The sequence below is a fragment of the Actinomyces sp. HMT 175 genome (genome assembly GCF_016694895.1).
Lineage (GTDB): Bacteria > Actinomycetota > Actinomycetes > Actinomycetales > Actinomycetaceae > Actinomyces > Actinomyces oris.
In genome coordinates this window covers 2,557,142-2,583,480 of record NZ_CP068012.1, presented here as the reverse complement: position 1 = coordinate 2,583,480, position 26,339 = coordinate 2,557,142, and the positions used below count along the sequence as shown (strand labels likewise).

The following is a 26,339-nucleotide window of genomic DNA, read 5'->3' as shown; positions in this document are numbered from 1 at the left end:
CCCATAAGGTTGTTGGTAAATCAATTGTCGCGGCCGGGTGCGCCAAAGGAGTGTTCGCCTGACGCTGACCCCGCCCCGGCTCATCTCAACCAGGAGAGAAACATGACCCGTCTTGCCGTCGTCGTCGGTTCCGTCCGCCCCAACCGCGTGGGTGGCTCCATCGCCCAGTGGGTGGTCGACCAGGCCAACGAGATCGAGGGCGTTGAGGCCGAGATCGTCGACATCGCCTCCTTCAACCTGCCCCTGTTCGCCGAGGAGATCCCCCCGCGCATGGCCGTCCCCAGCGACCCGGCCGGCGCCGCCTTCGACGAGGCCCTGAAGTCCTTCGACGCGCTGATCTTCGTCACCCCCGAGTACAACTTCTCCATCCCCGGCGCCCTGAAGAACGCCATCGACTTCCTCCAGCCCGGCGCCGTGGCCAACAAGGGCGTGGGCGTGGTCGGCTACTCCTACAGCGTCGTCATCCGTGCCGTCAGCCACCTCCAGCAGATCCTCCAGGGCATGGGCGCCACCGTCGTGGCCTCCAACGTGTTCCTGTCGCTCAACACCGACTTCGCCGACGGCGCCTTCTCGCCGGCCGCCTTCCACGACGCCGAGGTCCCGGCCATGGTGCGCGACGTCGTCGCCCACTCCGACGCCCTGGCCTCCCTGCGCTGAGGACGTCGAGCTCGGTCGTTCGGCTGAGCCGGAGGACGCCAGTCCATCACGTCGCCGTCGGTGGCACCTGCGGGTGCCCCGGCGGCGACGTCGTTTGTGCCGGGGCTGGCGGGAGCGGTATGGCGGGTGGGTAGGGTTTCCCCATGACTGAGCGCAGCGAGCGAGGCGGTTCCCGCCGGGACGACAGGGGCGGATACGGCGACCGCGGTGACCGCGGTTATCGGGGCGGCTCTGGTGGCGGCCGCGGCGGTGACCGCGGCTACCGGGGAGGCTCGGGAGGCGGCCGTGGAGGAGACCGGGGTTACCGGGGCGGCTCCGGCGGTGATCGCGGAGGAGACCGCGGCTACCGGGATGGCGAGCGCGGCCGCTCGCGCCGCGTCTACGACGACGAGCCCCGCGACGGCCTCCTGGCAGACCTCGTCGGCCACCTCCACGCCCTCGACGGACGCTCCTACGCCGCCTACAAGGCGATCGTCGGACGCTACCGGGCGCCCGCCGGCTGGTTCCTGCACATTGACCGCGTCCAGTCCGACCCCTACGCCCCGCCCACGCGCATCCACGTGGACGTGCCCACCGACCTGCACGGCCTAGAACTGCTCGATGAGGCCGACCTGCTGGCCGATGCAGACCGCCGCCTGGCCGTGGGCGACTTCCTCACCCGCGAGCTGCACGCGGGCTTCCGCGGCACGGCGCTGTCCATCGCCTCCCCGGGCCAGGAGATCCTGCAGCGCTCCAGCATCATCCTGCGCCCCGAGGAGAAGAAGGAGGGGACCGGCTGGGTGCTGGAGGTCCGCGCCCGCCTGGCCCTGCCCGCCCAGGGTCGCTCCATCCAGGGCCACGAGGCCTCCCGGATCGTGGGGCGCGACCTCGTGCGCGAGCTGGAGGAGGCCATGGACCTCACCGGCGAGCGGGGCGACCGGCTCGTGCGCCACGTCGCCACCCTTGAGGACCACCGGGCCCTGACCGCGACTGTGGCCCGCAACGGCTGGGTGGCCTTCCTCGCCGACGGCTCCGTCCTGCCGCGCCGCTCCGGGGTGAGCGACGATCCCCTGGACGGCGGTGTTCCCCTCCAGGCCCCTGAGTCCATGGCCGCCACGGTGGAGCTCCCGCACTCCGGGACAGTGCGCGGCACCGTCGTCGAGGCGGGCGTCAACGTCATCGTCGGAGGTGGCTACCACGGCAAGTCCACGCTGTTGAGCGCCATCGAGCGCGGCGTCTACCCGCACGTGCCCGGGGACGGGCGCGAGCTCGTCGCCACGGTCCCCGACGCCGTCAAGGTGCGGGCCGCCGACGGGCGCGCCGTGACCGGCGTCGACCTGACCCCCTTCATCTCCCACCTGCCGGCCGGGCGCGACACCGCCTCCTTCACCACCCGCAACGCCTCGGGATCCACCTCCCAGGCCGCCTCCATCATCGAGGCCGTCGAGGCCGGCGCCACGACGCTGCTGCTGGACGAGGACACCTCCGCCACGAACCTGCTCATCCGCGACTCGCGCATGCGCGAGCTCGTGGCCGCCGAGCGCGAGCCCATCACGCCTCTGGTGGACCGCATCACCGCGTTGTTCCGCCGTCGGGGCGTCTCCACGGTCATGGTCATGGGCGGCTCCGGGGACTACCTGGACGTGGCCGACCGGGTCCTGCTCATGGACGCCTACCACCCGCGTGACGTCACCGAGCAGGCCCGCCGCGTCGTGGCCGACCAGCCCCGGCCCCTGACCGGCCTGGAGGACTTCGCCGAGCCCCGGCAGCGCGTCCCCGAGCCCGCCCCGCCGCGCACCCGCCGGGGGCCGGTGCGCACTCGCGCCCAGGGCACCTCCACCCTGGTCCTGGACCGGGAGGACATCGACATCTCCGACGTCGGCGGCGTCACCGACCCGGGGCAGGCCGAGGCCATCGCCTACGCGCTGCGCGCCCTGCTGGAGCAACGCTTCGACGGGGCCTCCCCGCTGCGCGAGTGCCTGGACGACCTCGAGGCCCTGCTCGACGACGAGGGCCTGGACGCCCTCACCGACGAGCGCGAGCGACCCGCCTTCCTCGTGCGTCCCCGCATGGTCGACGTCGCCGCGGCCGTCAGCCGCTACCGCAAGCTCGAGCTGGCCTCCCTCCACACACACTTCGACCAAAACTTCAGAATCGACCCGGAGCCGCGTCGATTCTGAAGATTCGGTCGAAGTGATCGGTGATCCCGGTGTCCACAACGGCGCCGTCGGCCACCTGTTTCCACAGGGCGGTGGGCGCGCCGAGTGAGGGCCGGGGTGTTGCGGGCAGCATGGGGGCATGACCGCCGCGATCTCCTCCCCGCCCCTGTCCGACGGCGGTGCCCTGCGCCCGCTGATGTGGAACGAGACCGGGCTCGACGGCGCCGCGTGCGCGCGCCCGGACCTCAGCCACGACTGGCTGCGCGTCGCCGCCGGCGTCTACGCGCCCCGCGCGGCCTGGCAGGAGGCCGCGTGGATGGAGCGCTATGAGCTGCTGCTCGAGGCGGCGCACCGGAAGTACGGTGACGAGCTGGTGCTGGCGGGCGCCTCCGCCGTCGCAGCCTGCGGGCTGCCACTGGTGGGGACGGTTCTGCGCCGGGTGGAGGTCGCGGGCGAGCGCACCGGCCGGGTGCGGACCTCTTTGCTGAGGCGCCACGTGCGGCGCCCCGGCACTGAGGTCGTCAGAGTGGGCGGGCATCTCGCCGTCGCGCTGCCGGACGCGCTCATTGACCTGGCTCGGTGGAACGGCCTCATGGCGGGGGTCGCCGCCATGGATGGGGCCCTGCACAACGGACTGTGCTCCGCGGAGACCCTGGAGGAGGCGCTGGCGCGTCTGCCCGAGACGGCAGGTGGCGGCCCTCGTGCTCGGCAGGCCGTGCGCTTGGCCGACGGCCGCTCCGAGTCGCCGGGCGAGTCGATGTCGCGTGTGCGCATGTGGGAGCACCGGCTTCCCAGGCCGGAGCTGCAGGTGAGTGTGCGGGTCGGTTCCGAGCTCTACATCCTGGACTTCTACTGGCCGGATCATGGGGTGGCCGGGGAATTCGACGGTCGGGTCAAGTACCGGTCGGCCTCCTTCGGGCAGGACCCGGAGGATGTCGTGTGGCGTGAGAAGCTCCGGGAGGACGCGCTGCGGGCCTCGGGCCTGACGGTGACCCGCTGGACATGGGCGCAGGCCTGGGGCGACGCCGGAGCGCAGATGCTGCGACGACTGTCCGCTGCCGGGGTCAGGCCCACTGGCCGACGCTGGTAAATCCTCCCACGCTTCGACCAAAACTTCAGAAACGACCCGGAGCCGCGTCGATTCTGAAGATTTGGTCGAAGTGAGTGGGCTGGTGGGGGCTGCGAGGCTCGCGCTAGGCGGCAGAGCCGGCCCGGTACTCGGCGCGGTACTCGCTGGTGCGGGTGTGGATGAGACGGGGGATGGAGATGGTCTTGTCGAAGCTGCCGTCGCGGTAGCCGGCCTGGAGGTTGAACAGCACCATGAGCCGCAGCACCATGGGGTTGCTCGTGCGAGCCACGCGCCGCAGCGTGGAGACTGGCATCTTGCGCAGGATGCCCGCGATCTTGCCGGCGTCACGCCAGTTGGCACGCACCGCCGGAACGTTGAGGCGGTTGAGGGCCTCGACTTCGCGCAGGAAGAAGTCGGCGCCCTCTCTCTCGGCCGCGCGCCACCAGCCGGCGCGGTAGGTGGCCTCGAGCTGCTTAACGGCGTCGCACAGGGCGTCGTAGTCGACGCCGACGACCTCGGTACGCAGCTCCTCGGCCCGGATCCGCTCCAGGGCGGCGTTCGCCAGCGGCAGGATGGTGCGGGCGACGGCGTCGACGGCGTTGTTGCGGGTGAGGCGGTCAGCTTCCGGTAGGGGCTTGCCGTCGCGGGGCAGATGCGCGTCGACCTCCTCCAGGTGCGCGATGGAGGTGCGCAGGTCGCCGGTGAGGCGGGCAGTGGAGCGCGGGACCCCCATGGCGATGAGCAGCTCGGTCGCGGCGCGCCACTGGAAGTCTATGTCCTCGGACCAGTGGGGCTGCGATGCCTCCCCCGCTGGAGACCGGTCCAACGGGGTGCTCGTCTGCTGGCTGCTCATCGGGGTTGAGCCTCCTGTGGTGCGCAGGGAAACAGGTCAGGAAGTCGCGGGCGCTCGCAGCAGGGAGTGCTGGCCGGCGGCCGGGGGACAGCATCTCAAGACAACGTGTGAGAACGCTGGTGATTGACGCTTCAAAGGCTGGAGTGGGCGGCGGGGTAGTGGGAGCGGCACCGGGGTGCCCTGCTGGACGATGCGGTTGCTGCTGGCGATGTGGGTGGAGTCCGAACCGGAAAGGGGAACCAGCGGACTCGGCGGTGAATCGAAGTGGGGACGTGCTTTGCGCATTACCACGGACGTTTCCGTGAAGTTCCTGCCCCTGTTAGTAGGGGCGGAGTGGGGGCGGACGGCCCTGTTGCTGCAAAAACAGTCGGAAGTACCGTTGGTTGTCATGTGCGGGGCGTGAACGATGATGCGATCGTCACGGTCGGGCGCTGGGTGTTGTATGTGCGCGGACCAGTGAGGAAGGTCGAGAACGATGGTTGGTTTGGATCGCGATGTGTCATACCGCGACAAGGTGGCGTGGTCGCCGCTAATGCTCGTCGTTGGGGCTGCGCTTCAAGTGGTACTGCTTATGGTGGCATTCGCGGTGATGCTGTCCGTTCCTGCGCTGACGCTTGACGCCCTTGATTCCGCGCAGTCTGTCGTCGGAACTGTTGCCTGGATGAATGGGCTCTCCTCTTTTGTTGCCAGCCTTCTGGCGATGTATATCGTGAGGCGTCGCCTTCGGTCAGTAGCGATGCTTGTCGCGCATTCTGCGATCCCTGCTGCTGCTGTCAGCGCCGTTAACATTGTTCCCACATACACGGTGCGTGGCTGGATATCGATCCTTGCAGTGATTATTCTCGCCACGATTGCAGCGGTTGTCTCAGCGCTCGTGTATGCGCTGCTGTTGCGAAGGGAAGACTATCTCTGAATGGTGGAGTTGTCCCGTGCGGTGAGTTGCATGTTCCTCGCGTAAAACTGGTGCAGTCTGATGTTATGGAGTGGGTGGTGAAGGTGGGAGAACACGTGTTTCCTTTGTTTTTGAAGTCGGGTGTTCGTGGTCGTGAGTTCCGGAAGGGTCGCGAACGCGGTGCGACACTCGTTGAGTTTGCAGGAATGGCTATCGTCGTAGCGATCCTTATTGGGGGGGTCATTGCTGTCGCTCCAAGTCATGGACGCGACATCTCATGCAGTATTTTCTCCAAGATCAGTGAGGCCATTGGGGCCGGAGGAATGCAGTGTGGCGGTACTGACGATAAAGCGAAAGAGGATAAGCATAAGCCGACTGATCCTTGTACCACCCATCAACATTCTCAAAATTTCAATGCCAGCGTTGCCCTGGTAGTTGACGTTGAGATCAATGAGGGTATTGTTACGGAAAAACTGTCCAATGGGCACTACAGGGTAACCGACAAGCGTGGAGACAAGGTTGGAGTCAGTGAGGGTGCCGGCGGCGGTGTTGAGTTTACGGTTGATAATCAGACCTACGGGTCTCGCGCCTCTGCGGAAGCTGCCGCAAAACTAGCCGAAGAGCGCGGGGTGACCTATGAAGTCGACTCAGAGCAAGCAAAGGATGGCCTGAAGAACTATCTTCTTAGAAAGAAGGTGGTTGACCGTTCCACTGGTATTATGAGTGGGTGGGTAAACGGCATGATCGATAACGTTACTCACTATGAACCCCCAAAACCAAAAGAAATATATTATCAGGTTGGTGTGGAAGGAAGCGCAGAGGCTGCTGCCACCCAGGGTGTTGCGGGTGCTAAAGCAGAGATTGGTGCGGCTGTTGCTATCGGAGGTAAGGTAAATCTCGAAAAAGGCACGGTTACTACGTACTATAAGGTGAATGCGCAGGCATCTGGTCGTGCCGGTGTTGTGGGTGCTGGGGGAGAAGGTGAGGTATCTGGGGAGATAGTTGTTGCTGTGACGGCCGATAATAATGACCCAGATAAGGTTTTGAATGTGTCCGTTACCGGCTCTTATGATGCCCAAATTGGTGCAACAACGCCGTTGGGGGTCGATAACCCGGCCCCGCTTGAGTCTGGGCAGGTGTGGACGGCCTCGGTTGATCTGAACTCCAAGGAGGCGTCTCAAATGACTCGCAACTTTCTAGCTGCTGCCAAAGTTCCCGGATTCAACTCCGGTAAGGACTCACTTCAAGAGCTTAATCAGGCTACAGCCACCTTCGTTAATGCTGCGGTGGATCGAGGGGTGCTGACTCGGCAAGACGTATCGAAGAGGTCTTCTAAGTATGGGGGGCGAGCAAGTTTGGCGTATGAGGTGGTGACCAGTGCGGGGATAGGGTATGCCGATGAGACTGTTGAGTTCTCTAATGGTCAGTACTACTCTGATGGAAAGTGGAACCGCCGGGAGGGCTGCTGATGTCGTTGATACTGCCTCGTAGGGCGGTTCTGATTCCGTTGGGGGTCGCTGGGTTGTCATATATTGCGGGTTGCTCCGGGCGTAGCGGTCAAGCTGCAGGAGCAGCGTCGTCGGGAAAGCCGTCGCCCAGTCCCGGCGAAACATCCACGTGGCGGCCGGTGTCAGATATCCCGGTCGTGCCCGATACGCAGCCGCGCAACGTGCAGCCGACGTCTCCGTCGGGTGACCCGGTTGAGGTCCACGGTCTGACGCTCACCGCCCCTGCTGGCGCCACCGTCAGCGAGGTGAGCAACTCCGAGGGCAATCCAGCTACGGAGATCCTCATGCCTGGAGCGCACAACGGCATCCCGCGCGTCAGAGTCCGGCGTGTGGAATCCTTCGGGCGCTCGCTTGTTGATGAGACCTACACCCAGGAGATGCTTCTGGTCACTGAGCGTCGGACCAATGTGTTCCGAACGAAGGAGACATGGCCTCACATGAAGGAGGCCTACGTCATCACCTGGGATACCTCTGTCCCAGCTTCGGACGGATCGGATCTGCCGCTGAGTGCTCTGGGGCTCTGGCTCGGGGACACTGAGACCAGTGGGTGGACGCTGTTTGCCACCGCCGAGCAGGGCAAGCTTGAGAACTCGCCTCTGTGGGACGTCACCTTCTCCGCGCGGTCCGCGTAACCGACCCCCGAGGTCGGGCACCCGATCGCCGCGTGAGTACGGCCGAGCCTGACGGCGCTGCGAGGAGGCCGCAGGTGCTGGCAGCCAACCGCGGTCTCAACGTTGCGGGCGCCGGCTGGATCCGTTTCAGGCCGGGGCGTCGTCGGGGGCCAGGATGTCGGTCTGTGCGGGAAGGTCCGTGAGGCCGACCGGGCAGGTCACCCCGTTGGGGCCGTGGTTGCAGTAGCCGCCGGGGTTCTTGTGCAGATAGGCCTGGTGGTAGTCCTCGGCCAGGTAGTAGGGGCCGCCGAACTGAGCCGGCGCGTCCGCGGCATCCTCGATGGTGGTGACGCAGGTTCCCAGGCCCAGGCGGGTCAGCTCGCCCTGGAAGGCCTCACGGATCCGCACGGCCGCCTCGTGCTGGGCGGGTGTCGTCGTCCACACCGCCGAGCGGTACTGGGTGCCGACGTCGTTGCCGTGGCGATTCAGGTGAGTGGAGTCGTGGTTCTCCCAGAAAGTCCGCAGCAGGGTCTCCCCACCCTCGCCACAGACGGCAGGGTCGTAGACGACGCGCACCGTCTCGGCGTGACCGGTCGCCCCGGTGCACACCTCCTGGTACGTGGGGTTGGGCGTCTGGCCGCCCATGTAGCCCACCGACGTCGAGACGACGCCGTCCTGGTGCCACAGGATCCGCTCCACCCCCCAGAAGCAGCCGGCCGCCAGGTAGATGACCCGACTGCCCTCGGGCCACGGCCCGTCCAGGGCAGTCCCCAGCACCGGGTGGTCTCCGGGGTCGGGCAGGACCGGCGTCTCGCGGCCGGCCGGCGCCGATCCGCTGAGCGAGTGACGAAGGGCGTTGAACATGAGGACACGCTACTGCGCCCGACCCCTATTCCCGCCCGCGCTTCACTGACCGCGAGGAGCGGCCGGGGCGGAGACGTCGAGCCGGGCATGTCTCACGGTGTCCCACGGAATGTCGGTGGGTTGCGCGAAAAATGCCCGGCTCGATGAAAAGGGGTGCGGGAAAGAGGTTCAGACCCGCTCGACCTTGACGATCTCGGCCTGGATCTTCCGGCCGTTGGGGGCCTCGTAGGAGACGGTGTCGCCCGCGCGGTGCCCCATGAGGGCCTGGCCCAGCGGGGCGTCGGGGGAGAAGACCTTGACGCCGTCGGGCACGTCCTCGGTGATCTCCTGGCCGCCCAGGGCGAAGACCTGCTCCTTGCCGGCCACCTTCGCGGTGACGATGGTGCCGGCCGAGACCGAGCCGTCGTCGGCCGCCTCGCCGATCTGGGCGTTCTCCAGGGTCTCCTCGAGCTGGATGATGCGCGCCTCGTTGAGCCCCGCCTCCTCGCGGGCGGCGTGGTAGCCGGCGTTCTCCCGCAGGTCACCCTCCTGGCGGGCCGCCTCCACGCGCTGGGCGATCTCCTTGCGCTCGGTCGTCTTGCGGTGCTCAAGCTCGGCGGCCAGCCGGTCGTAGGCCTCCTGGGTGAGCCAGGTGCCCTGTGACTGCTCGGACATGGGTCCTCCTTGGATGACTGGTGATGGTCGCTCGGCAGCCGACGGGTCACCTTGCGACGACGACACCCGGCGGCTCCTCGTAGGGCCGACCGGGTTTGAAGCGCGAGTCTACGCCGCAGCCTGAGGGAATGCTGTGCGGTTGGCGAAAGATACTGGAATACTCCGGGGCTGGGGTTGGGCGGCGGGGCGGGCGAATCCGTGCCGGCCCGCCTGACCGACGTCGTCGCAGGGGTTGGGGGAGGGGGGTGGACATAGCAGTCGGCTCGACGGCGTGGCGGGCCGCCCGCCGGGCCCAGCAGCCTCCGTGGCCGCCTCGCTCAGTCGGCCGGCCGTCCCCGCTAGCGCAGAACCGCCAGGAAGCAGGCCACGCACTGGCAGGCCCACGCGGCCACGGTGCACACGTGGAAGATCTCGTGGAAGCCGAACCAGCGCGGCGAGGGGTCGGGAGTCTTGCGGGCGTAGACGACGGCGCCCAGCGTGTAGGTGACGCCGCCGGCCACCAGCAGCCACACGATCGCGGGGCCGCCCGCCCGCCAGAACTGTGGCAGGAACCAGATCGCTACCCAGCCCAGAATGATGTAGAGGGCGGTGGTGAACCAGCGCGGGGCGTGCATCCACAGTAGGTTCGTGGCCGTGCCGATCGCCGCTCCCGCCCACACGATCCCCAGGACCAGGGTGGCCGTGCGCGTCGGCAGCAGCGCCGCCGACAGGGGTGTGTAGGTGCCGGCGATGAGCAGGTAGATGTTCGCGTGGTCGATCCGCCGCAGGGTGGCCGCGACCTTCGCCGGCCAGTGCCCGGTGCCGATGTGGTAGACGCCGGAGTTGGCGAACAGCAGCAGTGAGCACGTCAGGTAGACGGCGCAGGCCCACTTCAGGCCCGCTCCTGGCGCCAGCACCGTCAGCACGATGCAGGCCGCCAGGGCCAGCGGTGCGGTACCGGCGTGGATCCATCCGCGCAGCCTGGGCTTGACGGAGGCGATGACGCCCTTGGCGCTCATGGACGTGGAGCGGCGCGGGGCCTGCGACGTCGAGGGCGATGTCGGTGACATGGGCGTGAGCGTCCTTCTGGGTGGTGTGGGGTGGGAACGGGTTGATGCTGAACCTTACGACTCCGTAGGTTACGTGACCGTAGGTTGTGGTGGTAGCGATCCGGACGGCGATGTGACACGGCAGGCATGGTGGCCTGCGTCGGCAGGTTCCGCGGCCGCCGTCGCCAGAGCCGGTGCGGCCCGGCCGCCTGGCATGTCTCCGTTGTGCCCCGGCAACCCTGGGCGAACCTGATGGCCGGATTTGACCCGGCTGTTAACCGGCTCGTCCAGCGCAGGAGGGGCCTCGCGCGATAGCGTTGGAGGTGGCCCCGAGCCGTCGGGCCCCGTCCCCCATCAACCCCACCGAGGAGCCCCGAGGAACACGGCATGGCAGGCGACAACCTCCTCTACGACATCTACGAGCGCCGGCTGGCTGCGCGCATCGACCCGGCCACGGTGCCCCACCACGTGGGTGTCATCCTCGACGGCAACCGGCGCTGGGCCAAGTCCATGGGCTTCGGGGCTGCGCAGGGCCACAAGCGCGGCGCGGACAAGATCGAGGAGTTCCTCGGGTGGGCCGAACAGATGGGGGTCCAGGTCGTCACCTTGTGGCTGCTGAGCACCGACAATCTCTCCCGCGACCCGGCCGAGCTATCGCCCCTGCTGGACATCATCGCCCACGCCGTTGACGAGCTCGCCGAGACCGGCCGCTGGAGCCTGCGCCTCGTGGGCGCCGTCGACCTCCTGCCCGAGCCTCTGGCCGAGCGCCTGCGTGCCGCCGTCGTCCGCTCCCGGCCGGCGAGCGCCGGGGCCTCTGGGGAGGGTGAGCCGGCGGGCGAGGCCGTCGAGACCGCTGAGGCCGAGGACCGGCGCATGCAGGTCAACATCGCCGTCGGCTATGGGGGCCGGCAGGAGATCGCCGATGCTGTGCGTGAGCTGCTGCGCGAGCGGGCCGCCGCCGGGGCGAGCCTGGAGGAGGTGGCCGCCTCGCTCAGCGAGGAGGACATCACCGAGCACCTCTACACCAAGGGCCAGCCCGACCCCGACCTGGTCATCCGCACCTCGGGCGAGCAGCGGCTCTCCGGGTTCCTGCTGTGGCAGTCGGTGCACTCCGAGTACTACTTCTGCGAGGTCAACTGGCCGGCCTTCCGGCGTGTGGACTTCCTGCGGGCGCTGCGCGACTTCGCCAGCCGGGAACGCCGCCTGGGCAGGTAGCCCGCCTCATCACGTGGCCGTCGGGGCGGGCCTGGGCCCGCAGGTGTCACGAATGGCGACTTTTCCTTCGGTTCAGCGGCCGCTGTTTCTCGGGCGTGCCGTAAAACCGCTGGTCATAGCGTTTCGCGGGTCGCCGCATCGAATGCCTGCACAGTGAATAGTCGCCCGTAGTGACACATTGCGGGATCTCAGGCAGGATGGCTCCCTGGTCCGGGCGCCGCCCGGCCTGGCTGGTGCCCCGGTCCCGGCGCGCGTCGACTCACCTGACGCCCCGCGCTGTTGAGCCGCGTACGCCGGCACCTCACGCACCGACGCGCACGCTGCCAGCGACACGCGCCGGCGTGCCCGCGGTCCCAAACGACAGGATCCTCGTGGCCGCACACCGCACCTCTGCCTCACACCGCTTCGCCTCCGGGAAGACCCCGGCCGCGGGTGAGACCACCTTCGCCGACCTCGGCGTGGACTCAGACCTCGCCGCCGACCTCGACGCCCGCGGCTTCACCACGCCCTTCCCCATCCAGGCCGCCACCCTGCCCGACACCCTCGCCGGGCGTGACGTGCTCGGCCGCGGCCGCACCGGCTCGGGCAAGACCCTGGCCTTCAGCCTGCCGCTGGTCCAGCGTCTGGCGCAGCAGGACAAGGCCCGCCCCGGCCACCCCATCGGCCTGGTCCTGGCCCCCACCCGTGAGCTCGCCCTCCAGATCGCCGAGGTCATTGAGCCCCTGGCCCGCGTCGTCGACATGGACGTCACCACCATCTTCGGCGGGGTCTCCGCCAAGCCCCAGGTGAAGGCCCTCAAGGCGGGGGTCGACGTCGTCGTCGCCTGCCCCGGCCGGCTCCTGGACCTCATGGGGCAGGGGCTCGTCAGCCTCGACGAGGTCGAGATCACCGTCCTGGACGAGGCTGACCACATGGCCGACCTCGGCTTCCTGCCCAACGTCCGCCGCATCCTGCGCGCCACCCCGCAGCGCGGCCAGCGCCTGCTGTTCTCCGCGACCCTGGACAACGGCGTGGACACCCTGGTCAAGGACTTCCTCCACGACCCGCTGCAGCACTCCGTGGACCCCTCGACCTCGCCCGTGGACGCCATGACTCACCGCGTGTGGATGGTTGCGGACAAGACCGCCAAGGACGGCATCGTGCGGCGCCTGGCCTCGGGGGAGGGGCAGCGCATCCTGTTCACCCGCACCAAGCACCTCGCCCGGCGCCTGGCCCGCAAGCTCGTCCAAGCCGGGATTCCGGCCGTCGAGCTCCAGGGCAACATGAGCCAGAACGCGCGCGAGCGCGCCATGCGGGCCTTCTCCACCGGACAGGTGCACGTCATGGTCGCCACCGACATCGCCGCCCGGGGCATCGACGTCTCCGGCGTCGAGCTCGTGGTCCACGTCGACCCGCCCGCCGAGCACAAGGCCTACCTGCACCGCTCGGGCCGCACCGCGCGCGCCGGGGCCGCCGGCAGCGTTATCACCCTGGTCCTGCCTGAGCAGAAGCACGATGTGCAGGTCCTGCTCAAGAAGGCGCGGATCCGCGCGGACATCGAGCGTATCCGTCCCGACGACGACGCCGTGTCCGCCCTCGTGGGGCAGGTCGCCGAGGCCGTGGTGTTGGAGGACATGCCCGAGGGTGTTGCCATCAAGGGCGGCAGCCCCAGCGGTCGGGCCTCCACCGGGCGTCCGGGGCACGGCCACGGAGAAGCGGCGCGCGGCCGGTCCGGTCGCGGGGCCAAGGGTGGTCAGGGCGGCCGGGGTGGCCGCAGCGGGGGAGCGCGCGGCGGGCGCAGCGCGAAGCGACGTGGCGGAAGCGGCGAGCAGGGGGCCGGGCAGCCCTCCGGACGAGGTGGCCGCAGCGGCGGCTCCCGTGGACGTGGAGGCCGCGGTCGCGGGGCCAAGGGAGGTCAGGGCAGTCCTGCCTGAAGACTTGCGGTACACCAAGTTCGGGTGAAATAATCTTGGTGTAAGCAAAGCACCTAGGGGAACTGTGGACTACAACGCCACGCTCACGATTCACGCGAACAAGCCCGCCACTGAGAATGACGACATCGACGACGTCATGGAGACCTTCGCCTCCTACCACCCCGCCATCGGGGACGCACCCGCATGTCCCGGGGCCCTCAAGGCTGTCATCACCCTGCCCGCCCACACGCTGACCCAGGCCGTGGCCACAGCCACCGCCCTGGCCGCCCAGGTCGGCGACCTGGTGGGGATCGAGGTCATCCCCACCAGAATGTGGGACCGCCGCGAGGGCCTGAAGATCGACGACGTCGAGTTCGTGGGCGTGTCCGAGGCCGCCGTCCGGCTCGGGATCACTCCGCAGGCGGTGCGCGACCGCATTACCTCCGGGCGCCTGCCCGGCAAGAAGGTCGGACGCAACTGGGTCGTGTCCGACGCCGCGCTCCCGCGCTGAGTCCCTACCCGCCTTGATGAGCGGCGCCGGTGGTGCGGCGGTTCAGCCTCAGCTCCGGCCGAGCGGAACCGGGATGTCGGTGCTACCGTCGAGTGGCTGACGGCGATCGGGAAGGTGGGTGGAGAGCGTGGCAGCGCACCTCTCGCGGCGAGCCCTGACCGCCGCGATGGCGGGGGGCCTCATCCTGGCCGGCTGCGCTTCTCGGGGTCCGCAGCGAGCGGCAACGCACTCGACTCCGCCGCCGTACCTGCGCTCGCGCGGGGCCGGTGCTGCGCCGAGCCTGCGGCCGACGTCGGGCGACCTGTCGGCTCCCGCTGCGTTCTCCTACACCGACGACGAGGACGAGACCTCCGACTGCATCTTCTACGCGACCACGGGAGCTCCGGTCGGACTGGTCGTCTACCTCGACGGTGACGGGCAGTCCTTCCATAGTGAAGGGAACCAGGACCAGGACGAGAGGTCCCGCGGCGGCCTGGCCGGCGCCGGGGGAGTCGTCGAGGCGGCGAGCGCCCGCGGCTACGACGTGGTCTCGGTGCGCGCTCCCGGAGACGACGGGACCTGGTGGCTGGAGGATCAGGACGGCAAGGTCCACTACCTGGAGCAGACGCTCGGCTACGTGGTCGCCGAGTGTGGCGCCACCATGGATCGGGTCTGGCTCGTGGGCTACTCCGGCGGCTCGGAGTTCATCAGCCAGTGGTTCTTCCCGGCCTACGCCGACCGCATGGCGGGCGGGGGCTTCCTGCTCTTCGGGGGCGGCGACGCGCCCGAGGGGAAGATGGCCTTCTCCTCGGGCGCCAAGGAACGGCTCTGGTTGAACTGGGTGACTGGGACGCGCGACGTGCCCGCCAACAGCCTCGAAGGATTCGATGGCGGCGGGCATGCCCGCAACAGCCTGGCCTACTACCGCTCGGCGGGCTTCGGCCACACCTGGAGCGAATGGCCCGACGACGACCACGGCAGCATCACCGAGAAGTTCGGCAGCTACGTCGGGCGCGTGCTCGACGCCGCCGCAAACGGAAAATGACCAGGCTAGCGCGGAGGCTGGGTGGTGAGTCTCCGGAGCAGTCCCCGATCCGCGCGGTGCGTTTCTCTGGGGCAGGTATGTCGTTGTGGCTGAGTGAGTTGTGCTCACGTCCGGCTACGGGGGTGGGCACCGATCGAGCCCGGCTCAACGCGCGCGGCCTCTACCTTCCTCGTCGGCCGGAGTGTCCACCCCACGTGGATCGGCGCCACCTGAGCTCACCGGATTCCAGCAGCCATCACGCATCCCGAAACCATGTGCTGACAGGGCAGCGGGCTGGCGCAGCTGCCTGCGTCCCGGACATGAAGAAGGCCCCGGTCCCTTCCGGGGCCGAGGCCGGCGGGGTACCCCCTGTGGGGCTCGAACCCACGACCTTCGGATTAAAAGTCCGCAGCTCTGACCAACTGAGCTAAGGGGGCGCACCGACGGCCGGAAGCAGAGTCCAGACGCCATCGGCAGGGGCCAGCATAGCCGGACAACCGACCGCCGTGTCGAACTCGCCGCGCCGCCGCCGCTGAACCTGCCTCCGCCAACCGTCGAGCCTGCGGCCTGCCTCCACCGTCGGCCGGAAGTGAACCGGTGGGGGAGCGCCCACGCTCCCGCGAGACAATGGGGCTGCGCGTCGTCGCCGGCGCGCCCGCACCGCGTGAGGAGTCCCCATGGCCCGCCAGTTCCACCGCCCCGCCCGACTCGACCCCGAGGCCGCCGAACAGATCGAGGGCAGCACCGACACCGCCGTCGCCTCCGAGCTCGCCCACCGCGCCGCCCAGGCCCTCATCGGCGGCTTCCCCGGCACCGAGACCGAGGACGACCCCATCACCCGCTCCGGCATCGTCGCCGCGGTCGCCACCAACGGCGTCGACGACATCGCCGAGCTGTGGGCCGACTCCCCGGCCACCACCCTGCCCGGCACCCTGTGGCGCCTCTTCCTCGTGCGCGAGTGGATCCGCCGCGACCCCGAGCTCGTCGCCCGCCGCTACGCCACCCTCATCGACCTCACCGAGGCCGATGACACCACGAACGCCCGCCTCGAGTCCGCCCTCGACGAGGCGCGCCCCGTGCCTTCTCCGACCGACCTGCGCGAGCGCCTCGACGCCGTCCTGGCCGGCAGCGTCGAGGGCTCGGTCACCGAGATCGCCCCACTGCTGAGCGCCACCGCCGGATTTCTGCGCGCCCTGGCGGCCGGCTCCCACCCCGTGTGGATCGAGGACGACACCGACGAGCTCGCCGACCGCGTCACCCGCCGCGACTCCGCCCTCCTGGCCACCGCCGACGAGCTCGCCGACGCCGCCCGCCGCGCCGCCACCGGACTCCTCGACTGAGAGGGCCTTGCGCAGGGGCGATCCGGGCGCGAGATGTCCAAATCGGATACAAAGGCCCGAAGTGAGTGTGTGAAGGTAGATCGGAACCGCATGATTCCGCGGTTCTGTTGAAGGCGTGAAGAGTGCGCAAGCTCCTTTGTCTCCGATTTGGACACGATCGGCGCCATCGGCGAGATCATGCGCGCTTCGTGGGATGAGACGTGGGGGAGCGCGCAGCGGGGGCGCCTATCGGCCGCGAGTCCCGAAGAGTGGGCGGGAGCGGCGACGCCTCGCATCATCACCGAACTGGGGCGGACCCCCGCCCCACAAGGCCGCCCGGACGTGGGACCATGTGGCCATGACCAACGACGCCCCCCACTCCGCCCCCACCCCGCTCTCCCGCTTCCTGGGCGGGTGGATGCGTCACCCCAGCCCCCAGGAGCCCGAGCAGGTGCCCGACGACGCCGAGGCGACCGAGGCTGTTGAAGCCGCTGAAGCCACTGAGGCCGCCGAGTCGGCGGTCTCGCCCGAGGCTGCGAGCGCCGACGGACCGGCCGTCTCCGCCGAGGTCGCCGGCGCCGACGCCCAGGGCGAGCCCGACGCCACTCCGACCGCCCCCGGCGACTCCTCCACCGGTGGCGAGACCCCCGTGGGGCAGGAGGTCCCCGAGCGCGCCGAGGCCCCGGAAGAATCAGGCGACCCGGCAGGCCCGGCCGACCCGCACGGCTCCGAGCGCGCTGGCGACCCGGCCGACTCCACCAACCCCACCAACCCCGACGACCCCGAGGGCGTCGAGGAGACGGTCGAGGAGGAGCACGTCATCGAGGTCGCCGACCCGCGCGACTTCGCCGACGACTCCGGCCCCCAGTACGAGGACGAGGACTTCGATGACATCGTCGACGGCGAGGCGGCCCCCGCCCCCGGCCCCATCGGCATCGCGACCCCCGCCATCGCCCCCTCCTCCATCACCTCCGCCAGCTCGCACTCGGCCCCGTCTGCCGCCGAGGCGCAGGCGGCGCCGGCTGCCGTGGCGCCGGGGGACCCGGGTCTGCCCGCTCCCGGCAGCGCCCCCAGTGCGGGCCCCGCCGCGGGCTCCGGCAGCGCCCCCTCCGCAGCCTCCTCACTGAGCACGGCCGGTGCGGCCGGTGCCAGCGCTGCCGACGCCGCGGCCTCAGCCGCTTCCGCCGACACCGCCCAGGTGGACCCCGAGGATCTCCTGCCGCCCCTGAAGTCCTTCAAGAACCGCTTCATCGACCGCGAGCTGACCTGGCTGGATTTCAACGAGCGCGTCCTGGAGCAGGCCGAGGACCACACCCTGCCCCTGCTGGAGCGCGCCTGGTTCCTGTCGATCTTCTCCTCCAACCTGGACGAGTTCTACATGGTGCGTGTCGCCGGGCTCATGCGCCGCATCAAGGCCGGCATCACCCCGGTGCGCGCCTCCGGCCTGGACGCCCACCAGGTCCTGGCCCAGGTCACCAGCCGCACCAAGGAGCTCACCGCCCGCCAGGCCGCCCTCTTCCAGGAGGACATCCGCCCGGCCCTGGCCGAGCACAACGTGAAGATCCTTGGCTGGGACGAGCTCAACTCCGACCAGCAGGAGCGCCTGACCCGCTACTTCCGCCACCAGATCTACCCGGTCCTCACCCCGCTGGCGGTCGACCCTTCCCACCCCTTCCCCTACATCTCGGGCCTGTCCCTCAACCTCGCCGTCATCCTGCGTAACCCGCGCAGCGGCAAGGAGCACTTCGCCCGCATCAAGGTGCCCGACTCCCTGCCGCGCCTCATCCAGGTCCCCGGCCGCGAGCTCGACGCCGCGGACAAGGCCGCCGGCTGCGCCGTCATCCCCATCGAGATCGTCATCGGCCAGCACCTCGACCACCTCTTCCCGGGCATGGACATCCTGGAGCACCACCTCTTCCGGGTCACTCGCAACGAGGACCTCGAGGTCGAGGAGGACGACGCCGAGAACCTCCTCAAGGCCATGGAGAAGGAGCTCGAGCGGCGCCGCTTCGGCGACTGCGTGCGCCTGGAGGTGGAGGACACCATCTCCTCCTTCACCCGCCGCTACCTGGTGCGCGCCCTGGGCCTCAAGGGCGACGACGTCTTCGAGCTCCCCGCACCCCTGGACCTGACCTGCCTCAACCAGCTCCACGACCTGGACATCCCCGACCTGAAGTACCCGCGCTTCGTGCCGGTGACGGCCGCGGGCCTGGCCGCCTACGAGTCCTCCTCCGCGCCGGACGTCTTCGCCGCCATGCGTGAGCACGACGTCCTGCTGCACCACCCCTACGACTCCTTCTCCACCTCCGTCCAGGAGTTCGTGGCCCAGGCCGCCGCCGACCCCAAGGTCCTGGCCATCAAGCAGACCCTCTACCGCACCTCCGGCGACTCCCCGATCGTGGACGCCCTCATCGAGGCCGCCGAGGCCGGCAAGCAGGTCGTGGCCATCGTCGAGATCAAGGCCCGCTTCGACGAGGAGGCCAACATCTCCTGGGCCCGCAAGCTCGAGCGCGCCGGCGTCCACGTCGTCTACGGCATGGTCGGCCTCAAGACGCACTGCAAGCTGCTGCTGGTCGTGCGCCAGGAGTCAGACGGCCTGCGCCGCTACTGCCACGTCGGCACCGGCAACTACCACCCCAAGACCGCCCGCGGCTACGAGGACCTGGGGCTGCTGACCTGCGACCGCGACGTCGCCCAGGACCTGACCACCCTGTTCAACCAGCTCTCCGGCTACGCCCCGCGCGCCCGCTTCCGCCGCCTGCTCGTGGCCCCCCGCGGCCTGCGCGACGGACTCGTGGAGCACATCGAGCAGGAGATCGCCAACCACAAGGCCGGCCTGCCCGCCTGGATCCGCATCAAGGTCAACTCCATCGTCGATGAGACCGTCATCGATGCCCTCTACCGCGCCTCGCGCGCCGGGGTGCCGGTCGACATCGTCGTGCGCGGCATCTGCGGCCTGCGCGCCGGCGTCGAGGGCCTCAGCGAGAACATCCGCGTGCGCTCGATCCTGGGGCGCTTCCTGGAGCACTCGCGCATCTACGCCTTCGCCGGCGGAGGCCAGACCGAGCTGTTCATCGGCTCGGCCGACCTCATGCACCGCAACCTCGACCGCCGCGTCGAGGCCCTGGTGCGCATCACCGACCCCGCCATGGTCGAGGACCTCGAGTGGCTGGTCACCCACTGCGCCTCCGACGACGTCGCCTCCTGGCACCTCCAGCCCGACGGCTCCTGGGAGCGTCGCCTCTTCGACGCCGAGGGCAACCGCCTCGAGGACATCCAGGACAGCCTCATGGCCCGGGCGCGCTCGCGCGTCAAGGGCCGGCACTGAGACGGCCGTGCCATGAGCCCGTCCAGCAAGAAGAACCGGTCGCGCGAGACCGTGAAGGCCGCCGGCGCCCTCGTGTGGCGTGAGAACGGCAAGCACCTCGAGGTGCTCCTGGTCCACCGTCCCCGCTACGACGACTGGTCCATCCCCAAGGGCAAGGTCGATCCCTGCGAGTCGGTGCGCACCTGCGCCGTGCGCGAGGTCGCTGAGGAGACCGGCGTCCAGATCATCCTGGGCCAGCCCCTCAGCCGCGTGCACTACAAGATCGCCGACGGCTCCCGCAAGGAGGTCCACTACTGGGCCGCCCGCGTCGCCCCCGAGGCCTCGGCCGCCGTCGCCGCCCGCTGCGCCGTCAAGCCCGCCTCGACCAAGGAGATCGACGCCGTCGAGTGGCTGCGCGTGGGACAGGCCCGCAAGCGCCTGACCTACTCCTACGACCGCGACCTACTCGGCGAGCTCGTCGACCTGTGGGAGGACGGCAAGCTCGACACCTGGACCCTGGTCCTCGTGCGCCACGGCCGCGCCGTCAAGCGCTCCGTATGGAACCGCCCCAAGGAGCGGGACAAGGAGACCGACGAGGCCACCCGCCCCCTGACCCACGACCAGGGCGAGACCCGGGCCCGCGCCCTCGTCCCGATCCTGGCCGCCTACGGGGTGGGGCGCGTCCTCACCAGCCCCTGGAAGCGCTGCGTGGACACGGTCGCCCCCTACGCCGCGGCCGCGGGCCTGGACCTGGAGACGGCCGACGCCTTCACCGAGATGGCCCACGCGGACAGCCCCAAGGGAGTGCGCTCCGTGGTCAAGAAGGTCCTGCGCGTGCGCGAGGAGCCGACGGCGCTGTGCACCCACCGGCCGGTCCTGCCCACCATCATGGAGGTCGTCTCCCAGTACGCCCCCGGTCGGCTCCTGCGCTCCGTGCCCGACCGGGACCCCTGGCTCAAGACCGGCGAGATCCTCGTGGTCCACATGGCCCGCCGCCCCCGCGGCAAGATCCGCGCCGTCGCCATCGAGAAGCAGCGCCCCGTCCTGTCCCAGGGCCGCTGACCGGACCACCGGTCTGCGCACGGGACCTCACAGTGACGGTCCTCATAGGGATCGTTTACCAACCGTTTACCCCGGTCACCCGGAACCTTCATCCGGGGCGCCTATCGTGACCGCTGCCTGACAATCACCCGGTATCCGACTGGACCCCCGACCCCCTCTGACTGAGCGAGGAGAGCCCGTGCTCCTGACCCGTCGCTGCGCCCTGGGCGCCCTGAGCGTGGCCACCCTGACCGCGCTGACCGCCTGCGGGCGCGACGCCGGCGCCGCCGACCCCAACGCCTCCAGCGACCTGGTGGGGGAGATCCGCGGTGCGGGCGCCACCTCCCAGTCCGACGCGCAGGACGCCTGGATGAACACCTTCATGGGCGCCAACCTGCGCGCCACCGTCGACTACGCCGGCGGCGGCTCCGGGGCCGGGCGCACCAAGCTCGTCGAGGGCGCCGTCGACTTCGCCGGCACCGACACCCCCATGACCGCCGACGAGATCAGCCGGATCGGCGGCGCCGTCGAGCTGCCCCTCTACATCTCGCCCATCGCCGTGGCCTACAACCTGCCCGGCTTCACCGGCGAGTCCCACGTCAACATGACCGGCGAGGTCCTCGCCAAGGTCCTCTCCGGGGCCATCACCCGCTGGAACGACCCCGCCCTGGCCGCCCTCAACCCCGGCGCCGCCCTGCCCGACCTGCGAATCATCGTCGTGGGCCGCTCCGACGACTCCGGCACCACCAAGGCCCTGACCACCTACCTGGCCACCGTCGCCCCCAAGGCCTGGCCCCACGAGCCCGAGGAAACCTGGCCACTGCGCGGCGGCCAGTCCGGCGACGGCACCGCCGGCATGATCCAGACCGTCTCCGCGGCCACCGGCACCATCGGCTACGCCGACGCCTCCAAGGTCCCCGCCACCCTGGGCACCGTCGCCGTCGGCTCCAACGGGGCCTACGTGCCCGTCTCCGCCAAGGCCGCGGCCGCCGCCCTCGACGCCGCCACCCTGGGCTCCGAGGCCGACGAGACCCGCCTGCTCTACCAGCCCAGCCACGACGCCGAGGGCGCCTACCCCATCGTCCTGGTCTCCTACCTCGCCGCCCGCCTGCGCTACGACGACGCCCAGATCGCCGCCGTCGTCAAGGCCTACCTGCGCTTCGCCGCCTCCACCCGGGGGCAGGACGCCTCCACCAAGGCCACCGGCTGCGCCCCCATCACGCGCGAGATGCGCGAGAAGATCAACGCAGCCATCGAGAAGATCGCCGCCTGAGGCCGCCAGGCCCGACGCCGCACGCAACCACATGACCAGCCAGCACCTACCCGCCCAGCCGCCGCCCCAGACACCCCGAGGAGGGTCAGCCGTGGCCAGCACCACCGCACCGCCGTCGTCGCCGCCCCCAGCGGGAGCCGTGACCGCCTCCAGCAGCGCCGACGACGCCATCATCCAGCCCGGCAAGGCCCCCGGGCAGACCGGCAACCGGATCTTCACCGGCCTGTCCTTCGGCGCCGGCACCTTCATCATGGTGGTGCTCGCCCTCGTGGCCGCCTTCCTCATCCGGGAGGCGCTGCCGGCCCTGACGGCCTCGCGCGAGACCCTGGAGTCGGTCTCCTTCATGCGTGACCGCAGCCTGTGGGGCTACGTGGCCCCGCTCGTCTTCGGCACGCTGCTGTCCTCGACCATCGCCCTGGGCGTCGCGGTGCCGCTGAGCATCGGGGTGGCCCTGTTCATCTCCCACTTCGCCCCGCGCCGCCTGGCCCAGGCCCTGGGCTACATGGTGGACCTGCTGGCCGCGATCCCCTCCGTGGTCTTCGGCCTGTGGGGCTTCCTGTGGCTGGTGCCCCTGCTCGACCCCCTCAACACCTGGCTCAGCGAGCACCTCGGCTTCATCCCGCTGTTCGCCGACTACACGGCCCCGGCCAAGAACATCACCACCGCCTCCCTGGTCCTGGCCGTCATGATCCTGCCGATCATCACCGCCACCATCCGCGAGATCTTCCTCCAGACGCCCACCCTCCAGGAGGAGGCCTCCCTGGCCCTGGGCGCCACCCGCTACGAGATGATCCGCCAGGCGGTCCTGCCCTTCGGCCGCTCCGGCATCATCTCCGCCTCCATGCTGGGGCTCGGGCGCGCCCTGGGGGAGACCATGGCCGTCCTCATGATCCTCTCGCCCGGCATGGGGCTGAACCTCCGTATCCTCCAGGCCGGCCAGCATCAGACCATCGCCGCCAACATCGCCTCGCAGTTCCGCGAGGCCTACGGATTGAGCGTCAACGTGCTCATCGCCACCGGCCTGGTCCTGTTCATCATCACCTTCGCGGTCAACTCCCTGGCGCGGTGGATCATCGCGCGCCGCTCCGAGTTCTCAGGAGCCAGCTGACATGACGCCCACGAACACCCCCGAGCCCACCGCCGGCGCCGCTTCCGACGGCGCGGCCTCCCGCCCCGCCCCGGCTGCCGGTACCGCCGGCGCTGCCGGTTCCGCCGGCGAGACCGGCGCCCCCGCGCCCAAGTCCCTCAAGGCCGCGCTCGCGGCCGCCGAGGCCCCGGCCGCCCCCGTCGACCCGCTGGCCGACCCGCCCACTATCGAGGGCGTGCCCCTGACCTCCTACCGCCTGCCCGACTGGTTCATCTGGGCCGCGCTGGGAACCGCCTTCGTCGTCGTCGGCGGGATCGGCCTGCTGGCCGGATGGAGCATCGCCGCCGTCGTCGCCCTGACCGCCCTGGTGTGGGTGGTGGGCGCCACCGCCGTCTCCTGGGTGCGCGAGGGTGAGCGCTGGGGCCGCAACACCCTGGTGACGCTTCTCATCTACCTGTCCTTCGCCGTCGTCATGGTGCCGCTGGTCTCCCTGGTGTGGATGGTCCTGTCGGGCGGCTCGGCCCGCTTCGGCTACGACTTCCTGACCACGAACATGCGCGGCGCCGACGCCTCCAACGGCGGCTTCTACCACGGCATCGTCGGCACCCTCCAGATCACCGGGATCGCCACCCTCATCTCGGTGCCCCTGGGACTGTTCACCGCCGTCTTCCTCGTGGAGTACAACGGCGGCTGGATCGCCCGGGTCATCACCTTCCTCGTCGACGTCATGACCGGTATCCCCTCGATCGTGGCCGGGCTGTTCGCCTACTCGATCTTCCTCATCGCGGCCGGTCCCCGCTACCAGGCCGGCATCATCGGAGCCGTCGCCTTAAGCGTCCTCATGACGCCGGTGGTCATCCGTGGTGTGGAGGAGATGCTCAAGCTCGTCCCCTCCCACCTGCGCGAGGCCTCCTACGCGCTGGGCGTGCCCAAGTGGCTCACCATCGTCAAGGTCGTGCTGCGCACCGCGGTGGCCGGCATCACCACCTCCGTCATGATCGCCATCGCCCGCGTCATTGGCGAGACCGCCCCGCTGCTCATCACCGTGGGTCTGACGATCCGCACCAACACCAACCCGCTGAACGGCTCCATGTCCACCCTGCCGGTGCTCGTCTACGACCAGTACTCCCGCGGGGAGGCCGCCGCCATGGAGCGGGCCTGGGCCGGGGCGCTGACCCTCATCATCCTGGTCATGCTGCTCAACCTCGCGGCCCGCCTCATCTCCAAGTACTTCAGCCCCAAGGGCGGCCGGCGCTAGCCCGTCCGGAGCCGCCGGGACCACTGTGCCCGCAGCGACCCCAGCGACCCCAGAGCCCTCAGCAGTCCACCTCAGGTAAAGGAACCGACGTGTCCAAGCGCATCGACGTCATCGGCGAGAACATCTACTACGGCGACTTCCTGGCCGTGAAGGACGTCAACGTCGTCATCGAGCCCAAGTCCGTCACCGCCCTCATCGGCCCCTCCGGCTGCGGGAAGTCCACCTTCCTGCGCACCCTCAACCGCATGCACGAGACCATCCCCGGTGCCCGGGTCGAGGGGCAGGTCATCGTCGATGGCGTCAACCTCTACGGCCCCGGCGTCGATGCCGTCCAGGTGCGCCGCGCCATCGGCATGGTCTTCCAGCGGCCCAACCCCTTCCCCACGATGTCCATCGCCGAGAACGTCCTGGCCGGCGTGCGCCTCAACAACCGGCGCATCAAGAAGTCCGATGCCGACGACCTGGTGGAGGCCTCCCTGCGCGGGGCCAACCTGTGGGACGAGGTCAAGGACCGTCTGGACCGGCCGGGCCTGGGACTGTCCGGCGGCCAGCAGCAGCGCCTGTGCATCGCCCGTGCCATCGCGGTCAAACCGGCCGTCCTGCTCATGGACGAGCCCTGCTCCGCCCTGGACCCCATCTCCACGCTCGCCATCGAGGACCTCATCTCCGAGCTCAAGACGGACTACACGATCGTCATCGTCACCCACAACATGCAGCAGGCCTCGCGCGTGAGCGACATGACCGGATTCTTCAACCTGGAGGCCACCGGCAAGCCGGGGCACCTGGTCGAGTACGACTCCACCGACAAGATCTTCTCCGCCCCCAGCCAGCAGGCCACCGAGGACTACATCTCGGGCCGCTTCGGCTGAGGATCGAGGGGCCAAGTGTCACGAATGGCGACTTTTCAGGCCGCCTGAGGCCGGTCCGAGCGTCCCCTGATTCACGTTCGCGCAGGTCAGCGCATGACACGTTGATCCGGGAACTGGTGCTGCGCAGGTAAAAGTCGCCCGGAGTGACACTTGTGGGCGCCGTGCGTGACGCGGCGGTGCGATACGAGGGGGAGGCGGGCGACAGGGCGCTGGGGAGAGAGGGGGACGTCGGGCCGGAGAGCGCCAGTCGGCGCGAATGCCGCTCGCGGCGGCTTGAGTTGGAGCCCGGGGCCCGTCACGGCCCGACGCCGCCCACGAGTCTACAGGCCCGGGCTCCGGGCCGCGGCGGTGTCCACCCAGTGAATCCACCCGGCGGTCAGGGAGACGTCTGGACTGCTCCTGGCTGGGGCCTGTCCGGGCCTTCCCGGTCTGCCGGGGCCGGCGAGCTCAGGCGTCCTCGGGGGCGTCCAGGCGGTAGCCGACGTTGCGCACCGTGCCGATGAGGTTGTCGTGCTCGGTGCCCAGCTTGGCGCGCAGGCGACGGATGTGCACGTCCACCGTGCGCGAGCCGCCGATGTAGTCCTCGCCCCACACCTCGTGCAGGAGCGCGTCTCGGGTCAGGACCCGTCCCCGGTTGGCGGCCAGGAACTTCAGCAGCTCGAACTCCTTGTAGGTCAGGTCCAGGATCGTGCCGCGCAGTCGGGCCGTGTAGGCGGTGACGTCAATGACGAGGTCACCCACGTCGATGCGGTCGTCGTCGGTCTCGTCCACGACCGGGACGTGGGCGCGCAGCAGCCGCAGCCGGGCCGACAGCTCGGCGGGCTTGGCGCCGGCCATGACGAAGTCGGCGGCGCCCCAGTCGATCTGCACCGCGGCGGCGCCGCCCTCCTCCACAATGAGGATGATGGGCGGGCAGTCCATGGGGCCGGTGAAGAGCTGGCACAGGGCACGGGCACGGGTCAGGTCCCCGCGGGCGTCGATCATGACGACGTCAGCGCTGTCCACCTCCGCGTAGGAGGAGGGCATCGGGGGGAGACACTCCACCGGGGAGTCGAGGAAGGCAGTCGCCGGCAGGACATCAGTGGCGTCACTCTCACGAGTGAACATGATGATCCGCATGGCTGCTCCTTCCGTGGCTCGCGACCAGGAACCGCCGGCGCAGTCGAACTGAGCAGCGGCGATACTGTTGGGACAAGTCAACCACACCTGGTCGTAGGCGGAATCTCCTGGGGCAACGACTGTCCGGATAGTGACCGTCCGCGAGGAGTGTGGGGCGGGGCCGCAGTGAGG

The 26,339-nt window shown here is 69.5% G+C and carries 22 protein-coding genes and 1 tRNA gene; 17 read left to right on the top strand and 6 right to left on the bottom strand.

Annotated elements, in window-relative coordinates:
* Positions 1-102: 102 nt before the first annotated feature.
* The 3 genes from JJJ14_RS10810 (at position 103) to JJJ14_RS10800 (ending at position 3,885) form a co-directional block, all read left to right on the top strand.
* Positions 103-657, top strand: coding sequence for an NADPH-dependent FMN reductase (locus JJJ14_RS10810; RefSeq protein WP_201444128.1), 555 nt, complete (start codon positions 103-105; stop codon positions 655-657).
* A 143-nt stretch (positions 658-800) separates the two neighbouring features.
* The gene (locus JJJ14_RS10805; RefSeq protein ID WP_201444127.1) at positions 801-2,816 is read left to right on the top strand and encodes an ABC-ATPase domain-containing protein; all 2,016 of its coding nucleotides are present in this window, start codon (positions 801-803) and stop codon (positions 2,814-2,816) included.
* Between the two features lie 118 nt (positions 2,817-2,934).
* Positions 2,935-3,885: a hypothetical protein gene (locus JJJ14_RS10800; RefSeq protein ID WP_201444126.1), complete on the top strand. Its 951-nt coding sequence runs from the start codon at positions 2,935-2,937 to the stop codon at positions 3,883-3,885.
* A gap of 103 nt (positions 3,886-3,988) precedes the next feature.
* On the opposite strand, the gene JJJ14_RS10795 is transcribed toward JJJ14_RS10800, so the two are convergent.
* Positions 3,989-4,717, bottom strand: a complete 729-nt coding sequence (locus JJJ14_RS10795) for a hypothetical protein (protein ID WP_201444125.1) — start codon at positions 4,715-4,717, stop codon at positions 3,989-3,991.
* A 484-nt stretch (positions 4,718-5,201) separates the two neighbouring features.
* Between JJJ14_RS10795 and JJJ14_RS10790 the strand changes: the two genes are divergently transcribed.
* The 3 genes from JJJ14_RS10790 to JJJ14_RS10780 all read left to right on the top strand — a co-directional run bounded on the left by JJJ14_RS10790 (position 5,202) and on the right by JJJ14_RS10780 (position 7,749).
* The gene (locus tag JJJ14_RS10790; protein WP_201444124.1) at positions 5,202-5,630 is read left to right on the top strand and encodes a hypothetical protein; all 429 of its coding nucleotides are present in this window, start codon (positions 5,202-5,204) and stop codon (positions 5,628-5,630) included.
* A 50-nt stretch (positions 5,631-5,680) separates the two neighbouring features.
* Positions 5,681-7,078 (top strand): hypothetical protein, encoded by a 1,398-nt coding sequence (locus JJJ14_RS10785; protein ID WP_201444123.1) that lies wholly within the window; start codon positions 5,681-5,683, stop codon positions 7,076-7,078.
* Between the two features lie 284 nt (positions 7,079-7,362).
* Positions 7,363-7,749, top strand: a complete 387-nt coding sequence (locus JJJ14_RS10780; RefSeq protein ID WP_201444122.1) for a hypothetical protein — start codon at positions 7,363-7,365, stop codon at positions 7,747-7,749.
* A gap of 126 nt (positions 7,750-7,875) precedes the next feature.
* Here JJJ14_RS10780 and msrA read toward each other — a convergent pair whose 3' ends face one another.
* From msrA to trhA, 3 genes are all read right to left on the bottom strand, one after another.
* Positions 7,876-8,592, bottom strand: coding sequence for a peptide-methionine (S)-S-oxide reductase MsrA (msrA, locus tag JJJ14_RS10775; protein ID WP_201444121.1), 717 nt, complete (start codon positions 8,590-8,592; stop codon positions 7,876-7,878).
* A gap of 168 nt (positions 8,593-8,760) precedes the next feature.
* Positions 8,761-9,246, bottom strand: coding sequence for a GreA/GreB family elongation factor (locus JJJ14_RS10770; RefSeq protein ID WP_003787454.1), 486 nt, complete (start codon positions 9,244-9,246; stop codon positions 8,761-8,763).
* A 338-nt stretch (positions 9,247-9,584) separates the two neighbouring features.
* A complete protein-coding gene (gene trhA / locus JJJ14_RS10765) occupies positions 9,585-10,295 on the bottom strand; it encodes a PAQR family membrane homeostasis protein TrhA (RefSeq protein ID WP_201444120.1) in 711 nt (236 codons plus the stop codon).
* Between the two features lie 366 nt (positions 10,296-10,661).
* Here trhA and uppS point away from each other — a divergent pair, with 366 nt between their 5' ends.
* The 4 genes from uppS (at position 10,662) to JJJ14_RS10745 (ending at position 14,916) form a co-directional block, all read left to right on the top strand.
* Positions 10,662-11,489 (top strand): polyprenyl diphosphate synthase, encoded by an 828-nt coding sequence (uppS, locus tag JJJ14_RS10760; RefSeq protein ID WP_101559811.1) that lies wholly within the window; start codon positions 10,662-10,664, stop codon positions 11,487-11,489.
* Between the two features lie 371 nt (positions 11,490-11,860).
* Positions 11,861-13,402, top strand: coding sequence for a DEAD/DEAH box helicase (locus tag JJJ14_RS10755; protein WP_201444119.1), 1,542 nt, complete (start codon positions 11,861-11,863; stop codon positions 13,400-13,402).
* Positions 13,403-13,466: 64 nt separating this feature from the next.
* On the top strand, positions 13,467-13,892 hold the full coding sequence (locus JJJ14_RS10750; RefSeq protein WP_201444118.1) for a helix-turn-helix domain-containing protein: 426 nt from the start codon (positions 13,467-13,469) through the stop codon (positions 13,890-13,892).
* A 118-nt stretch (positions 13,893-14,010) separates the two neighbouring features.
* Positions 14,011-14,916 (top strand): hypothetical protein, encoded by a 906-nt coding sequence (locus JJJ14_RS10745; protein ID WP_236592817.1) that lies wholly within the window; start codon positions 14,011-14,013, stop codon positions 14,914-14,916.
* A 342-nt stretch (positions 14,917-15,258) separates the two neighbouring features.
* On the opposite strand, the gene JJJ14_RS10740 is transcribed toward JJJ14_RS10745, so the two are convergent.
* A tRNA-Lys gene (locus tag JJJ14_RS10740) sits at positions 15,259-15,332 on the bottom strand.
* Between the two features lie 240 nt (positions 15,333-15,572).
* Here JJJ14_RS10740 and JJJ14_RS10735 point away from each other — a divergent pair.
* The 7 genes from JJJ14_RS10735 (at position 15,573) to pstB (ending at position 25,049) form a co-directional block, all read left to right on the top strand.
* On the top strand, positions 15,573-16,235 hold the full coding sequence (locus tag JJJ14_RS10735; protein WP_201444117.1) for a hypothetical protein: 663 nt from the start codon (positions 15,573-15,575) through the stop codon (positions 16,233-16,235).
* 337 nt (positions 16,236-16,572) lie between these two features.
* Positions 16,573-19,542 (top strand): RNA degradosome polyphosphate kinase, encoded by a 2,970-nt coding sequence (locus JJJ14_RS10730; RefSeq protein ID WP_201444116.1) that lies wholly within the window; start codon positions 16,573-16,575, stop codon positions 19,540-19,542.
* A gap of 12 nt (positions 19,543-19,554) precedes the next feature.
* On the top strand, positions 19,555-20,583 hold the full coding sequence (locus JJJ14_RS10725; protein ID WP_201444115.1) for an NUDIX hydrolase: 1,029 nt from the start codon (positions 19,555-19,557) through the stop codon (positions 20,581-20,583).
* A gap of 178 nt (positions 20,584-20,761) precedes the next feature.
* Positions 20,762-21,835 carry a phosphate ABC transporter substrate-binding protein PstS gene (pstS, locus tag JJJ14_RS10720; RefSeq protein ID WP_201444114.1) on the top strand — a complete coding sequence of 358 codons (1,074 nt, stop codon included), beginning with the start codon at positions 20,762-20,764 and terminating at the stop codon, positions 21,833-21,835.
* Positions 21,836-21,926: 91 nt separating this feature from the next.
* On the top strand, positions 21,927-22,943 hold the full coding sequence (gene pstC / locus JJJ14_RS10715; protein ID WP_201444113.1) for a phosphate ABC transporter permease subunit PstC: 1,017 nt from the start codon (positions 21,927-21,929) through the stop codon (positions 22,941-22,943).
* 1 nt (position 22,944) lies between these two features.
* Complete coding sequence (gene pstA, locus JJJ14_RS10710) at positions 22,945-24,180, top strand: phosphate ABC transporter permease PstA (RefSeq protein ID WP_201444112.1); 1,236 nt, start codon at positions 22,945-22,947, stop codon at positions 24,178-24,180.
* An 89-nt stretch (positions 24,181-24,269) separates the two neighbouring features.
* Positions 24,270-25,049: a phosphate ABC transporter ATP-binding protein PstB gene (pstB, locus tag JJJ14_RS10705; RefSeq protein ID WP_003781705.1), complete on the top strand. Its 780-nt coding sequence runs from the start codon at positions 24,270-24,272 to the stop codon at positions 25,047-25,049.
* A gap of 447 nt (positions 25,050-25,496) precedes the next feature.
* On the opposite strand, the gene JJJ14_RS10700 is transcribed toward pstB, so the two are convergent.
* Positions 25,497-26,168 (bottom strand): winged helix-turn-helix domain-containing protein, encoded by a 672-nt coding sequence (locus tag JJJ14_RS10700; protein ID WP_075374805.1) that lies wholly within the window; start codon positions 26,166-26,168, stop codon positions 25,497-25,499.
* Positions 26,169-26,339 lie beyond the last annotated feature (171 nt).